14 protein-coding genes and 1 pseudogene are annotated in these 14,333 nt (G+C 72.1%); 7 read left to right on the top strand and 8 right to left on the bottom strand.

Annotated elements, in window-relative coordinates; genetic code table 11:
* Positions 1 to 136: 136 nt before the first annotated feature.
* Complete coding sequence (locus DEIMA_RS01465) at positions 137 to 670, top strand: hypothetical protein (protein WP_013555456.1); 534 nt, start codon at positions 137 to 139, stop codon at positions 668 to 670.
* Positions 671 to 724: 54 nt separating this feature from the next.
* Here the strand turns inward: DEIMA_RS01465 and DEIMA_RS01460 are convergent, their stop codons facing one another.
* Genes DEIMA_RS01460 through DEIMA_RS01440 form a run of 5 tightly spaced genes read right to left on the bottom strand, consistent with a single transcriptional unit; the run spans position 725 to position 5,524 of the window.
* Positions 725 to 1,579: an ABC transporter ATP-binding protein gene (locus tag DEIMA_RS01460; protein WP_013555455.1), complete on the bottom strand. Its 855-nt coding sequence runs from the start codon at positions 1,577 to 1,579 to the stop codon at positions 725 to 727.
* The gene (locus DEIMA_RS01455; protein ID WP_043816964.1) at positions 1,576 to 2,592 is read right to left on the bottom strand and encodes a FecCD family ABC transporter permease; all 1,017 of its coding nucleotides are present in this window, start codon (positions 2,590 to 2,592) and stop codon (positions 1,576 to 1,578) included. The genes DEIMA_RS01460 and DEIMA_RS01455 overlap by 4 nt, the downstream gene beginning before the upstream one ends.
* Before the next feature lie 11 nt (positions 2,593 to 2,603).
* Positions 2,604 to 3,533: an ABC transporter substrate-binding protein gene (locus tag DEIMA_RS01450; protein ID WP_013555453.1), complete on the bottom strand. Its 930-nt coding sequence runs from the start codon at positions 3,531 to 3,533 to the stop codon at positions 2,604 to 2,606.
* An 8-nt stretch (positions 3,534 to 3,541) separates the two neighbouring features.
* Positions 3,542 to 4,558, bottom strand: coding sequence for a FecCD family ABC transporter permease (locus DEIMA_RS01445; protein ID WP_013555452.1), 1,017 nt, complete (start codon positions 4,556 to 4,558; stop codon positions 3,542 to 3,544).
* 15 nt (positions 4,559 to 4,573) lie between these two features.
* Complete coding sequence (locus DEIMA_RS01440; RefSeq protein WP_013555451.1) at positions 4,574 to 5,524, bottom strand: sucrase ferredoxin; 951 nt, start codon at positions 5,522 to 5,524, stop codon at positions 4,574 to 4,576.
* Between the two features lie 190 nt (positions 5,525 to 5,714).
* Here DEIMA_RS01440 and DEIMA_RS01435 point away from each other — a divergent pair, with 190 nt between their 5' ends.
* The 4 genes and pseudogenes from DEIMA_RS01435 to DEIMA_RS18925 all read left to right on the top strand — a co-directional run.
* Positions 5,715 to 6,578: a hypothetical protein gene (locus tag DEIMA_RS01435; protein WP_013555450.1), complete on the top strand. Its 864-nt coding sequence runs from the start codon at positions 5,715 to 5,717 to the stop codon at positions 6,576 to 6,578.
* A 361-nt stretch (positions 6,579 to 6,939) separates the two neighbouring features.
* Positions 6,940 to 7,185, top strand: a complete 246-nt coding sequence (locus DEIMA_RS01430) for a hypothetical protein (protein ID WP_043816351.1) — start codon at positions 6,940 to 6,942, stop codon at positions 7,183 to 7,185.
* 214 nt (positions 7,186 to 7,399) lie between these two features.
* The gene (locus tag DEIMA_RS01425; protein WP_052303268.1) at positions 7,400 to 7,957 is read left to right on the top strand and encodes a sensor histidine kinase; all 558 of its coding nucleotides are present in this window, start codon (positions 7,400 to 7,402) and stop codon (positions 7,955 to 7,957) included.
* Positions 7,938 to 8,096: pseudogene (locus DEIMA_RS18925) on the top strand (ATP-binding protein); the annotation flags it as partial. The gene DEIMA_RS01425 and the pseudogene DEIMA_RS18925, both read left to right, overlap by 20 nt.
* 88 nt (positions 8,097 to 8,184) lie before the next feature.
* Here the strand turns inward: DEIMA_RS18925 and DEIMA_RS01420 are convergent.
* Entirely contained in the window at positions 8,185 to 8,784 is a 600-nt protein-coding gene (locus DEIMA_RS01420) for an HD domain-containing protein (RefSeq protein WP_013555449.1), read from the bottom strand.
* Between the two features lie 188 nt (positions 8,785 to 8,972).
* On the bottom strand, positions 8,973 to 11,000 hold the full coding sequence (locus DEIMA_RS01415; RefSeq protein WP_013555448.1) for a transglycosylase domain-containing protein: 2,028 nt from the start codon (positions 10,998 to 11,000) through the stop codon (positions 8,973 to 8,975).
* Between the two features lie 205 nt (positions 11,001 to 11,205).
* On the opposite strand from DEIMA_RS01415, the gene DEIMA_RS01410 reads away from it, so the two are divergent.
* A complete protein-coding gene (locus DEIMA_RS01410) occupies positions 11,206 to 12,855 on the top strand; it encodes a hypothetical protein (protein ID WP_148234863.1) in 1,650 nt (549 codons plus the stop codon).
* A 103-nt stretch (positions 12,856 to 12,958) separates the two neighbouring features.
* Positions 12,959 to 13,876 carry a metallophosphoesterase family protein gene (locus DEIMA_RS01405; protein WP_076736831.1) on the top strand — a complete coding sequence of 306 codons (918 nt, stop codon included), beginning with the start codon at positions 12,959 to 12,961 and terminating at the stop codon, positions 13,874 to 13,876.
* A 27-nt stretch (positions 13,877 to 13,903) separates the two neighbouring features.
* Here the strand turns inward: DEIMA_RS01405 and DEIMA_RS01400 are convergent, their stop codons facing one another.
* Complete coding sequence (locus DEIMA_RS01400) at positions 13,904 to 14,299, bottom strand: YbaY family lipoprotein (protein ID WP_013555445.1); 396 nt, start codon at positions 14,297 to 14,299, stop codon at positions 13,904 to 13,906.
* Positions 14,300 to 14,333 lie beyond the last annotated feature (34 nt).

The following is a 14,333-nucleotide window of genomic DNA, read 5'->3' as shown; positions in this document are numbered from 1 at the left end:
ATGAAGACAAGATGGACGCCGCACCCGGCGGGGAAGGCGTGGTCTTGGCCGGAAACTCAACCTTCTCGTGGGTTCGTGGCGTCACATGAAGTTCGTCCACGCATCATCACCCCGGACTGCTGACAGGAGGAACCACATGATCGGACAACGCAAACTGCAGAAGATCGCTGACGTCGCCCAGACCGCCATGCAGCACCGCGAGGACCACCACTTGGAGGCCCTGAACACCAAGCTGACGCGCCGCATTGACGCGCAGGAGCGCGCGCTGCAGATCGCCGACGCGCAACTCAAGGTGCTGCGCCGCACCCAGGGTCGCCAGAAGAGCGGCGGCTTCCCGTGGGAGCTGCTGATTCTCGGCGCTGCCGGGTACTACCTGTGGCGCAACCCGGACACGCGCACGCAACTGCAGGGGCAGGTGCAGGGCCTGATGCAGCGCCTGAACCCCGGCGTGGAAGGCAACGTGGCCCGCGCGGGTGACGCGGTGCGCGGCACCATCGACGACCTGAGCAAAGGCGAGGACCCGACCGCGAACGTGAAGGCCGCTGTCGGTGAGGCGAGCCGCGGCGCGGAAAAGGCCGCCGACAAGGTCCGCGCGAAGGTCGACGACGTGCGCCAGGACGCCCGCATGGGCGTGCAGCGCGCCGCAGACGACGTCAACCGCAGCCGCTGAGCCGCTGGGGCAGAGAGGGGGCGCCTGAACAGGCGCCCCCTTCGCTGTGCGCGGTCAGGGGTGTGGCGCGCCGGGCGCGGGCGCGTCCGCGCGGCGCGCAATGCCGTACGGAATCACGTGCGGGCGTCCGGTGTCGGGGTCGCGCAACAGGTGCGCTTCCAGGCCAAACACGTCGCGCAGCAGCGCGGGCGTCATCACCTCGCCCGGGTCGCCCTGCGCGTATACCTGACCGCCCAGCACCGCGACGACCTCGTCGGAGTACCGCACGGCCTGGTTCAGGTCATGGAGGACCATCACGATCGTCTTGCCTTCCTGGTCGTTGAGGCGCCGCACGAGATGCAGCACCTCCAGCTGGTGACTCAGGTCGAGGTACGTGGTCGGCTCGTCGAGCAGCAGCGTGTCCGTGCCCTGCGCGAGACTCATGGCGATCCACGCGCGCTGCCGCTGCCCGCCGGACAGCTGATCGAGCGGACGCGCGGCGAACACGCGCATCCCGGTCTGGTCGAGCGCCCACTCGACCACGCGGCGGTCCTCGGCCGTTCGGCGCCCGAACGGCCCGCCGTGCGGGTGCCGCCCGAACCACACGAGGTCCTCGACGCTCAGCCCTTCGGGCGCGGTGGGGCCTTGCGGGAGAATCGCGAGGTGCTGCGCGACGACCTTGCCGGGCAGGCGGTGCAGGTCCGCGCCGTCCAGCAGCACCTGCCCGCCCGACGGGTGCAGCAGGCGCGACAGGGACCGCAGCAGCGTGCTTTTGCCGCTGCCGTTCGCGCCGATGATGGTCGTGACCGCGCCGGCGCGCAGCGTCAGGTTCAGCCCGTCGATGACGGGCCGCGCGCCGTACCCGAGGCGCAGGTCGCGCGTGGCGAGCTTGCCGGGCGTGGGCGCAGGTGTGGGGGTGGTGGGGGTCATGCCTTCCCTCCTTGACGGCGCAGCAACCACAGGAAGTACGGCGCGCCGATCAGTGTCGTGACGATCCCCGCCGGGATTTCCAGCGGGGGGAGCAGGGCGCGCCCGACGGTGTCCGCGCCGAGCGCGAGCAGCGCGCCGAGCAGCATGGCGAGCGGCAGCAGCCGCGCGTGCAGCCCGCCGACGAGCAGCCGCGCGAGGTGCGGCGCGATCAGCCCCACGAACCCCAGAATGCCACTGCCGGTGACGGCAGCAGCGGCGAGGCCCACGGCGACGCTCAGGGCGACACCGCGCGCGACGTTCACGCGCGTGCCGAGGGCCGTGGCGATGTCCTCGCCGAACGACAGGACGTCCAGTCGGCGGGCGAGCAGCATCGAAGCGGGCAGCAGCGCCGCCCACGGCAGCACGCGCGTCACGCGCGGCCAGTCGGCGCCGTACACCGTGCCGACCAGGAACGCGAGCGCGGACGCGACGCCGTCGGGCGCGCGGACGATGACCAGCTGCTGCATCGCGCCGAGCGCCGACCCGACGGCAATGCCGATCAGCGCGAGCCGCGCGGGGCTCAGGCCGCCCGGCCCGCGCGACAGCAGGTACACTGCCGCGAAGCCCAGCCACGCGCCCACGAACGCCCCGACCGGCAGCGCCCACGCGGGCGCGGCGGGCGCGGCGAGCAGCAGCACCGTCGCGGCCAGCCCGGCGCCCGCGCCGACGCCCACGAGGTCCGGGGACGCGAGCGGGTTGCGGACGACGCCCTGCAGGATCACGCCGGACGCCGCGAACATCGCGCCGGTGAGCGCCGCGACGAGCACGCGCGGCAGGCGCAGTTCCAGCAGGATGCGGCTGGTCAGCTCGTCGCCGGCACCGGTCAGGGCGCGGAGCACGTCGGCGGGAGGGGTGCGCACGGCCCCCAGACCGAGGGCGACCACGGCGAGCAGCAGCAACGCCGCGAGCAGCAGCGGCAGCAGCACGGCCACGCGGCGGCGCGGCGCGGGCGCACGGTCAGGCGAGGCGGTCAGGTTCACGAACGTCAGTTCTTCTTGAACGCGAACGCGGCGCTGGGCGCCTTGTCGGCGAGCAGGCCGGAGTCGATGGTCTGCGCGAGCATGGTCTTGAGCGCGATAGGACCGCGCGCACGCGTCCACAGGTCACGGTCGAACTCGAACACGCGGCCGCGCTGCACGGCGCTGATCTTGTTCCACAGCGGGTTTTTCGCCCACTCGCGCACGATGGGTTTCTCGTCCGCGCCGGTGAACACGACGAGCGTAGCGGGGTTCAGCGCGACGAGCGCTTCGAGGCCCACCTCGTACTGCGTGGTGGTGCCCTGGGGCTTCACGGCGTTCTTGCGCCCGAGCTTCTCGATCAGGCTGCCCACGAAGCTCTCCGAGGAGTGCAGCGTGAGCGTCTGCTCGGTGGCGACGGCCATGACGACCGGCGGCGCCTTCTTGTTCGCGAACGCGCGCGCTTTTTGTACGAGGCGCGCCTGGTCGTCCACGAGGCGGCGCGCGACGTCACTCCGGCCGACGAGCGCGCCGATATCCAGGACCTGTTGCTGCAGGTACTCGTAGCTGCCGCGGCGGCTCTGGAACGCCGCGGTGGGCGCGAGGCGCGCGAGGTTCGGGTACAGCGACGTGTGCACGAACGCGTCCGAGAGGATCAGGTCGGGTTTCAGGGCGAGCATCGCTTCGAGGTTCGGCTGGGCGCGGGAACCGACGGCGGGCACGGCGCGCGTGAGCGCCTTGAGGTACGTGGGCGCGCCGCGGTCGCCGCCCTGCAGGCCGAGCGCCCCGCCGACCGGCTGGACGCCGAGCGCGATGAGCGTGTCGAGGAAGCTGTACTCCAGCGCGATCACGCGTTTGGCGGGGGCGGGAAGGGTGAGGGTGCCGCGTTCGTGCTTGATGCTCACGGCGGACGCGGCGGGGAGGGTGAGGGCCAGAGCGAGGGTCAGGAGGTGTTTCATGTCGGGGGTCAGGCCTTTCGGAGGCGGCGCGCGAGCATCACGAAGAACGGCGCGCCCAGAGCGGTGATGAGGATGCCAACGGGCGTTTCTGCCGGACGGTCAACGAGGCGCGCGGCGACGTCCGCCCACACCAGCAGTGCCGCGCCGAGCAGCGCGGACAGCGGCAGGCTCAGGCGGTGGTCGTGCCCGACGAGCGCCCGCGCGATGTGCGGAACGATCAGGCCGACGAACCCGATGGGCCCGACGACGCTCACGGCGGACGCGGCGAGCAGCACGCCCAGCGCGGTGATGAGCAGGGTGTCGCGCGCGGCGTGCGCGCCGAGGCTGCGGGCGACGTCCGCGCCGAGCGCGAGCAGGTTCACGCGGTGCGCGAGCAGCAACGCCACGATCAGGCCCGGCACGGTCCACGCGGCGAGTTGCGCAGCGAGGGCCGCGCTGGCGCCGACGACGCTGCCCGCGAGGTTGAACGCGGCGGCCTGCGCGCGATCCTCGAACAGGATGCGCAGAGCGCTGCTGGCGCTCGCGGCGGTGGCGCTCACGGCGACGCCCGCGAGTGCGAGGCGCAGCGGCGTGAGGCCCACGCCGGAAGCGATGCCGAGCGCGAGCGCGGCCGCGCCCGCGCCGCCCGCGAACGCGAGCGGCACGAACGCCCACGCGGGCAGGCCCGGGAAGAACACCAGCGTGACGAGCAGCGCGAGTGCCGCGCCCGCTTCGACGCCCAGAATGCCGGGGTCCGCGAGGGGGTTGCGGGTGACGCCCTGCAGCAGCGCGCCGGCCACGCCGAGGCCCGCGCCGGCGAGCATGGCCGTGAGGGCGCGGGGGAGGCGCAGGGTGTGGACGATCAGGCTGTCACTGGTGTCCTGCGGGTGGAACAGCAGGTCCGCGACGTGCGCGAGCGGCAGGTTCGCCGCGCCGAACGCGAGCGAGGCAAGCAGGCCCAGCGCCAGCAGCGCGATGGCGCCCGCGAAGGCCAGCGTCCGGGTGGTGGTCCGGGCGTGCCCGGCAGGCGAGGTGAGGGTCTTCACGGGGGTCCTTGGCGTTCAGGCGTGGTGCAGAGCCTGCACGCGGTACTGGGGGGCGGCGGTCAGGTTGGGTTTGTGGCTGCCGCCGGGGACGTGCAGGGTGTGGGTCACGTCCACGCGGGCGGTGTACGTGTCGGTGTGGCCGTCCGGGTGGCGCGCGGTGACCTGCACGTCCGCGCCGGTCGCGTCGGCGTGCAGGGTGCGCGCCTGCCGGGGGCGGTTGAGCCACGCCCAGCCTTCGCGGGCGAACAGTTCGCGGTCCACGACCTGTCCCCAGGCGTCGAGGCCGGCCCAGCCGCGCAGGTGCGGCGCGAGTGCGGCAGGGTCGCCCGTCTGGGTGGCGATGGCGCGCGCGACGTCCGGGGTGACACGGCCCCAGAAGCGCCCGGCGGGGAGTTCCACGAGGGTGGGCGCGAAGCGGTGCCCGCCGAAGTGCCCGGTCCGCCAGACGCGCGCGCCGCCGTGCGCGGCCTGCAGTTCGGCGAGCAGGGGGTAGCCGAGTTTGCCGCAGGCGGCGTCGACGGTGCCGTGCGTGCACACGTGCAGGTCGGTGCCGAGCGTGGGGGTGGGGCGGCGGTGCGGTTGCAGGTCGGGGAGGCGCTCGGGGTGGAGCAGGGCCGCTTCGAGGAGGTCGAGGGTGCCGTCGGCGCTGAGCTGGTAGTCGGTGCGCGTGAAGGCGGCGTGGTCGTCCGTGCGGGTGTAGTGGCGGACGTGGCCGGTGTCCTCGCCGGAGGAGTAGAGCAGCAGGCCGTAGCCGGTGCGGGTGGCGCGGACGTGCTCGCCGAGTCGGGCGAACAGGTCGTGGCGGCGGGCGGTCCAGGTGGCGCTGTCGCGGAAGTGGTCCCAGGTGCGCAGCGGCAGGTCCAGGGCGAACGCCTGGTGCCAGGTGGGGGCGGTGCCGATCAGTTCCTCGCCGAGGTCTTGGGAGGCGGCGGAGCAGAGCAGCAGGGGGGTGGGGCTTCCGGACACGTTTCTCCTAAACCGAGCAGAACGCTCGGAATTCAAAGCTAGAGGACCATCCGGCACAGTGTCAAGAAACCTCATGCGCAAAGCACGGGTTCGGGCACGCTGGTCCCGCGCCTGTTCTGTGTGGCAGAATGCCAATGTTATCGCTCTGTTTATAGCAGAATATACTTCAGAACTTCCCACGGAGGCCCCCATGACCAAAACCAGCAAGAAACCCGCCGACACCACCCCCAACGCCATCCTCAAAGCCTTCGACACCCTCACCGCCACCGCCGACGTCGAACACCAGCTCGCCCCGCTGGCCAACACCGCCGACGCCACCACCCTCGACACCGAACTCACCCGCGCCCTCAACCTCGCCCACGACCGCTGGGGCCTCGGCCTGCTCCACCACCGCCACGAAGCGCGCCTTCGCCGCGACACCGACACCCTCGACGTCGTCCTCCTCGCCGACGGCCGCGAAATCGCCCGCCTCAGCGACGGCCCCGCCGCCATCAGCGCCACCTACGAAAGCATGCGCGCCCTCAACGCCGACAACCTCAGCGAATGGGGCGTCCTGCCCGAAGGGCACCGCGTCACCCTCAAAGGCGGCACCGGCCAGCTCCGCGTCCTGATCGAAGACGCCCGCGACTTCGAAACCCACTGGAACGCCGAACGCGGCGGCGCCTACAGCCGCACCTGGCGCGACGGCGACACCCTCGCCATCGAAGTGCACCGCCCCGCCTCCCCCGTCACCGCCCTGGCCGACGCCGCCTGGGACGTCATCACCTCCATCAAGGACCGCCCCCTGCAACGCCAGCTCATGGAACGCAGCAACAGCGTCGGCATGCTCGGCGCCCTGCTCGCCGCCCGCCACAGCGGCGCCGGCCGCGCCCTCGAAGCGCTCCCCGAAGCGCACTTCACCATCCGCAGCACCGTCCTGCGCGCCACCGGCCGCGACGCCCGCGACTTCGACCACTGGAAGACCATGCTCCGCGAAGGCGTCGAGCAGCTCGACGTCCTCCAGAAAACCACCACCCGCCAGCTCGCCGAAATCCTCAGCCACGGCCTGAAATAACCCCGCAGTCACAGCGCGCCGCGCACCCCCGGAGGGTGCGCGGCGCGCCGCATTCACCCCCACGCGCGCGCCCGGAACCCCAAACATCTTTGGATCACGCACGCCCTCACCCCCCTCTCGCCTGAACGCACCCCTCATGGAGCCCCAGGACCACGTCGTACTCACGTCATCGGCGCACAGCACGGCACCGTCCACCTCACAGCGCACCACACCACGCTATCCCTCAGCGCCACCTCACCCGGCGGGTCCATCACTCCCGACCATCCACGCCCTCGCGGCGCGCCTGACCGCCTCCGTACGCCTCGCCCGCACGGACCACCCCCACGGGTAGGACGGTGCGCCGCACGCCGCCGCACCCCTGGTGGGCCGCGCCAGCCAGAACCTCGGCGTCATTCACCTCAGCGACAAAACCACCGGTGACTTCACCGCCGACGAAGACCTCCGCGTGCCGCTCGCGCAACTCGCCGCCGTCAGCATCGAGAACGCCGCCGGCACCGAGGCGCTCGCCGAACTCGAACAGGAGCTGCGCACCCTCGCGGACCCCATCCCGCAACTCGCGTGGATGGCCGACGCGAACGGCTGGACCCACGGGTACAACCAACGCTAGTACGACTACACCGGCACCACCCTCGAAGGGATGCAGGGCTGGGGCTGGCGCACCGTCCACCACCCCGACCACGTCGACGACGCCCCCAGAAGCGTCGCAGGCAAATGGGCTGCCGGTCGACCCTGGGAGGGCACGTACCTGCTGCGCAGCCGGACCGGCGAGTTCCGCTGGTTCCTGACGCGCCCGCCCCAGCCGCAACGACCGCGGAGGCGTCGTGAAATGGTTCGGCACGAACACCGACATCACCGAGGAACGCCACCTCGCCGAAACCCTCGGAGCGCGCGTCGCGGAACGCACCGAACAGCTCCTGCGCAGCAACGCCGACCTGGAACGCTTCGCGTACGCCGCCAGCCACGACCTGAAAGCGCCGCTGCGCACCATCGCCAGCTACGTGCAGCTGCTGCACCGCCGCTACGCCGGTCGCCTCGACGACAAGGCCGACCAGTACATCCACTTCACTGTCGACGCCATCAATCGCATGCACGTCCTGATCGAAGACGTCCTCGCCTACGCCCGCGTCGGCCGCGAACGCCGCGCCGCCACCGTCCACACCGCCCAGGTCGCGCAGGACATGCTCGGCGCGCTCCACGTCGCCATTGACGAATGCGGCACGCGCATCCACGTCGGCCCGCTGCCCGACGTGTGCGGTGACGAAACCCAGGTCCGGCAGGTGCTGCAGAACCTCATCGGCAACGCCCTGAAATTCCAGCCGCCCGGACGTTCACCTCACCGGCCGCACCGAAGGCGACGACGTGCACCTCACCGTGACTGACAACGGCATCGGCGTGCCCGATGCCGCCGCCGAACGCGTCTGCGGGGTGTCCCAGCGCTTTCACACCCGCGAGCAGTACAGCGGCACCGGCGTGGGCCTCGCCATCGTGAAGACCATCGGCGAGGCGCACGGCGGGCGCATCTGGGTGGACAACGCCCCCGGGCAGGGCAGCACCTTCCACTTCACGCTCCCCGCGCCCCCCACCACACGCCCTGAAGGCCTACGGTTCAGGTCAGCGTCGTTTCCACGATGCCCGGCAGCAGCGCGTACACGCTCCCGCCCACCTGCGCGTCGAAGGTGCGCTTCAGGTCCAACAGCGCCCGCCACTTCCGCGCGGTCGCCGGTCCGAACCCGTACCGCAACGTGACATCCACGAACCGCTTCTCCAGAATGCAGCATCCGTCCGGCAGCGCCAGCATGTCGCACACCTGCACCAGCCGGTCCTCCAGCGTGTACGTCACGTCCGCCAGCAACGCCCCCAGCCGCGCGTGCTCCTGCGCCGTCCCGTCCCACTCCCCCTGCAGTTCCCCGAGCTCCTGCAGCGGGAACGAATGTGTCAGCGCAATGCGCGCCGCGTCCTCGAACCCGAGCGCGCGCAGCGCGTCGTACCCGTCCAGGATGTGCCGGTCGCGGTTCGGGCCGGTGCGGCGCCCCAGGTCATGCAGGGCGCCCAGCACGAACGCGCGCTCCGCGTCCAGCCGCGGGTGGTGCGCGGCAATGGCCTCGGCTGCGCGCGCCACATTCAGGGAATGCGGCACCCACGGGCCGGGGTTCAGGGCCTCCGCTTCATGCAGGAGGCGCAGGGCGGTCATCCGGTCGGGCAGCACCCCGCCAGCGTAACGCCTGAAAGTCACCCGACCAGCCCCGGCCGACGCCAAACCCGCTCCGTGGGGAAGGGGGGCCTCCGCCGAATGCGAGCGGTTCGGCGGAGGCCCCCCACGACGCCTGAGAGGCTCACGGCGAAAAGCCCACCAGCGCAGCCTGCTCCCGTCGGTGGCCGCTCGTGCCGGGGGCGTCAATGGCCTGCGGGGCGGTCCTCATGCGACGCGGGACGGACGTGCGCGACCGGCGCGCCAACCGGGTGGAGGTCGTCCCCGTCCGCTAGGAACCCGACGGGGTGCCCCTGCGCCCAGACCTGCACGGCCCCGCGCGGCGCCTCGAACATGAGCGGCGGGCGTCCCGCCACCGTTCCTGCCACGGCCGACTGCCAGATGGGCGTGGCCACGTCGCCGCTGTAGGCGTTCTGCGGCAGGGACCCGCCCGCCTGCCGCCCGACCCACACGGCGCCCGCGACGCCCGGCGTGACGCCCGCGAACCACAGGTCCCGCACGTCGTTGGTGGTGCCGGTCTTGCCGGCCACGTCCCACCCGAGGATGCGCGCGCGCCACGCGAGGCCGCCGCCGTCGGCACCCAGGTCGTTCACCACGCCGCGCAGCATGTCCAGGCCGAGAAACGCCGTCTGCGCGCTCCAGACGCGGCGCTGGGCCGGGGCGGGCAGGGGGAGCGTCTGCCCGTGCACGTTCGTGACGCGCGCAATGAAGGTCGGTTCGGTCCACACGCCGCCGTTCGCGAACGTCGCGTACGCGCTCGCGAGTTGCAGGGGGCTCGCTTCGACCGTGCCGATTGCCAACGACAAGCCCGCGCCGGGCGGGGTGCGCAGCCCGAGCGTCTGCAGTTTCGCGCGCAGGGCGGGCACGCCCACCTGCTGCGCGAGCCGGACGGTGGGCAGGTTCAGGCTGTGGTTGAGCGCGTACCGCAACGTCACGGGTTCGTTCAGGAAGTGCCGGTCGTAGTTCTGCGGCTGGTACGGGCCGCTGAGGGGCGCGTCGAGCACGCGGTCCACCTGCGTGAACCCGCGTTCCAGAGCGAGGGTGTACAGGAAGGGTTTGGCGCTGCTGCCCACCTGGCGGCGCGCGCGTGTGGCGTTGTCCCAGTCGGCGGGGGGGGCGTCCGTGAGTTTCTGGCCGACGAGCGCGAGCACCTGCCCGGTGGCGGGGTCCACGAGGGCCAGCCCGAGGGTCGCGCCGTCCGGGATGTCCGCGAGGCGGCTGGCGCGTTCGGACGCCGCCTGCGCCTGCGGGTCGAGCGTGGTGTACACGTTCAGGCCTCCGCGCGCGAGCGCGTCGCGGCCCACGCGGCGCAGCGCCTCGCGCTGCACGGCCTGCAGGAAGTGCGGGTGCGGTGCGGCGCGCGCCGCGACGAAGTTGCGCCGTTTCGCGTGCTGGTTCATGAGCGTCGCGGACGTGACGTTACCGTTCGCGTCGTAGCGGACGCGCCAGCCGGCGGGCTGCAGGGGCGCGCGCCACGCGGCGGCGGCCTGCGCGGCCGTGATGCGGCCGTCCTCGACCATGCGGGCGAGGAGGCTGCGCATCAGGGGGCGGTACGTACGGTACTCGAAGTACCGGCGTGGGGAGGGCACGAGCGTCGCGAGGTACACGCTTTCGGCGAGCGTGAGGTTCGCGGCGTCCTTGCCGAAGTACGCGCGGGCGGCGTCCTGCGGGCCGATCAGGTCCGCGGGCCCGCCGGACCCCCAGTACACGATGTTCAGGTACGCGCTGAGAATCTCGCGTTTGGTGTAGCGGGCCTCGACCTGCTGGGCGAGCAGCGCCTCCTTGAGTTTGCGTTCGATGGTGCGCGCGCCCTGTAGGTGTCGCAGCAGGGTGTTCTTCACGAGTTGCTGCGTGAGGGTGCTGCCGCCCTGGACGCGGCCGGTGGCGCTGCTGAGCAGGGCGCGCCCGAGGCCGCCCAGGTCCACGGCGCCGTGTTCGAAGAACCGGCGGTCCTCGCTGGTGATGACGGCGTCCACCAGGAAGGGGCTCACGTCGTTCAGGGGGAGGGCCTGGTGGGGTGTGGCGTCCGTGGGGAAGGCGGTGACGGTGCCGATCAGGTGGCCGGCGCGGTCGTACACGCGGTTCGGGCCAGCGGGCATCCACGCGGCGAGCTGCTCGGGGTTGGGGAGGTGATGGGCGGCGCTGCGGACGGCCTGCGTGGCGAGCGCGATGCCCGCGAGAAGCAGGGCTTGGATGGTCAGCGCGCGCCGCATAGGTCCAGTTTAAGAAAATTTTCATCATGTGGCAGGCAATTGTGAGGAGCGCGTATGCTCAACGATTCGGGCACGCACCGGCGGCCCTGCTCCGATTAGACGATCAGCACGGCGTTTTCCTCACGTGATGAATCTCTGGACTGCGGCGCGGCGCGGTGGTCATCCTCGGCACGCGCGGCCCGAACGGGCCGCTATGCTGGGCCGCGTGAAGAAGATTCTCATCTTGAGCCTCTGCCTGAGCGCCACGGCCAGCGCCAACAGCCTGACCGCGCACCTCCCCGCCGGCGCCCTCGCCACCTTCGAAACGCGCCACCTCGGCGGCGCCCTCCAGCGCTTCGAGGGCCTCGTCGGGGGCGTCGCCGAACACTTCGGCGGAAACGCCCGCGACGCTGCGGAGCTGCTCTCCATGTTCACGCCCGCCGTCGAAGGCTCCATCGGCGACGAAGGCGTCCTGGGCGTCTTCGCCGTCGGCAACGGCCGCGGCATCTTCGAACCGCACCTGCTCGCCGTGTCGAAACTCAACGCCGACGCCCGCGCGCTCCTGCCCAAGCTGTCCACCCGCAACGGCAAAGCCACCATCGGCAAGTACACCTTCGTGCGGCAGGACGACCTGTTCATCGGCATGACCAGCACGCTCGTGTACGCGTCCACCAACAAGACGCTGCTCATGAACTACCTCAGCCGCCTGAACGGCAAGGCCGCCCCCACCCTCGCCGCCGCCCCCGCGTACGCCACGCCCACCACGCAGGTCGGCGCGCAGGAACTGCGGCTGTTCGTGAACTTCTCCGGCATCGCGAAGGTCGCCCGCAGCGCCCTGCAGGCCGTGATGCTGCCGCGCCTGCTCTCGCCCATCGTGGACGCCGTCGACACCCTCGGGCAGGTCGCGGCGGGCGTCAGCACCACCAGCACCGGCCTGAGCGCCGTGAGCGCGCACGTCGTGAACCCGGACGGCCGCGACACGCCGCTGCGCCAGATCCTCACGCACACCACGCCTGGCTTCGACGTGCCGCGCGTCATTCCTGCCGACGCGGAAGCCGTGAGCGTCCGCGCCTGCGACCCGCTCACCGCGCAGTACACCGCGCACTGGCTCACGCGCCTCGACCTGTTCGACCCGACCGGCCTCCTGACGGACACGCAGCTCGCGCACCACCTCGAACGCCAGAGCAGCTACCTCGCCGACGAGTGCGCGCAGGTCACGCTTGCGGGCGCGGGCCGCGCGAGCCTCACCGACACCAACCCCCTCGGCAGCCTCGCGTACATGGTGTCGTACCAGAAGGTCCGCGACGAAGCCGCCGCGCGCGCCCACATGGCGGAATTCGCGCCGCTCGTGAACACCACGATCCGCCAGGCCGTGCAGAGCGGCCGGCAGGCCCTGAACGACGCGCAGGCGCGCCTCAAAGCCCTCGGCACGGAGCAGGCGGCGAGCCTGAGTGAACTCACCTCGCTGCTCGACGACGCGAAACTCGGGGACGTCGAGTACGTGTACGACTTCCGTGACGGGTACCTCGTGAGCGCCCTGAACCGCCGCGCGCTCGACGCCGCCCTGCGCGCCCCGCGCGCCCTCGCGGACGAGCCGGCGTTCCGCGCGCTGAACCTCACCGGGGCCGGCGCCGGCTTCGTGTATCAGCCTGCGCCCGCCACGCCGTACGCACCCGCCGACATCCGCCGCGCCCTCGAGAAGGAACTCGCCGCCTCGCCCGCCGCGGCGTTCATGGAGGACGACGCCCAGGGCCTCACCGCTCCGATGTCCAGCGCCCTCGCCGACCTGCTCAACCGCTACGGCGGCAGCAGCACCCACACCACCGTCGACGGGACGGTCGTGCTCAGCAAAACGAACATCACGTACCGCTGGTAACGCCGTCCCCTCAGGCGCCCCCGGGTTCGGTCCGGGGGCGCCTCCTCGTGGCCTTCATCGTCCAGTGATCCGCTCCGGCGCCCCCGGCGGGTACGGTCAGGGCATGCCCCACCTGCGCCTGCTCCCGCTCGCCCTCCTGCTGGCCGCCTGCGTGCCATCCACGGCGCTGCAGACCACGCCCACCACGCCATCCACCCTGCCGACCCTGAGCGGCCCCACGTTGCTCGCCGCCGGGGACATCGCCCGCTGCGGCCTCCCCGGAGCGGCTCGCACCGCAGCCCTCATCGGGCGGGCCCTGCACGACGACCCGGACGCGACCGTCGCCGCGCTCGGCGACCTCGCATACGAGACGGGCAGCGCCGCCGAGTTCCGCGACTGCTACGCCCCCACCTGGGGCGCCTTCCTGAACCGTACCCGGCCCGTTCCCGGCAACCACGAATACGCCACGCGCGGCGCCGCCCCGTACTACGCGTACTTCGGCGCGCGCGCCGGCGACCCCGTCCGCGGGTACTACAGCTACGACCTGGGCTCCTGGCACGTGATCGCACTGAACAGCAACTGCGACGCCGTCGGCGGGTGCCGCGCCGGGTCCGCGCAGGAACAGTGGCTGCGCGCGGACCTGCGCGCGCACCCGGGCGCCTGCACGCTCGCGTACTGGCACCACCCGCTCTTCTCGTCCGGGTGGCACGGCAACAACCCCGCCGTCCGCGACCTGTACCGCGCGCTGGACGACGCGCACGCCGAGATCGTCCTGAACGGCCACGACCACCACTACGAACGCTTCGCGCCGCAGAACCATGACGGGCAGCCCCGCGCGGACGGCGTGCGGCAGTTCGTGGTCGGCACGGGCGGCGGCGGCCTGTACGGCCTGCGCGCCGTGCAGCCGAACAGCGCCGCCCGGTACGGCGCCGGGTACGGCGTCCTGAAACTGACCCTCGGGAACGGCGCGTACGCGTGGCAGTACCTGCCCGAGGACGGCCAGACCTGGACGGACGCGGGCACGGCCCCGTGCGTGCCCTGACGTCCCCCCGGCCAGGTGAGGGCGCGCTCAGCGCTGCACGGGCACGACGTTCACGTCGGCGGTGGTGCCCGCGCCGCCCGTGAGGACGTCCGTGCGCGTGTCGCTGATGAACAACAGCTGCCCGTCGCGTTCCACCCGCGCGGACACCGCGTACGTGTTGCGCGCCTGAATCCTCGCCGGGTCGAACGGCACGCGGAACTTCACGGGAAACGCGCGCGCGTCCGTGATGCGCACCTGCCCGATCAGCGTCGAGGGCGCGTCCTGCAGCGACACGTCCCGCACTTCCACCGTCACGGTGGCGCCTGCGGGGAACACCGCGCCGGACGGCGCCGTCACGGCGCCGGACACGCTCTGGGTCGGCATGAACTGGTTACAGGCGGGCAGCAGCACGGCCGACAGGAAAAGCAGAGCAGCGGTTCTCATGCCGGCATCCTGACATGCGCCCCTGACGAAACAT

Source organism: Deinococcus maricopensis DSM 21211 (assembly GCF_000186385.1).
GTDB lineage: Bacteria > Deinococcota > Deinococci > Deinococcales > Deinococcaceae > Deinococcus_B > Deinococcus_B maricopensis.
This window is presented reverse-complemented; position numbering and strand designations above follow the sequence as displayed.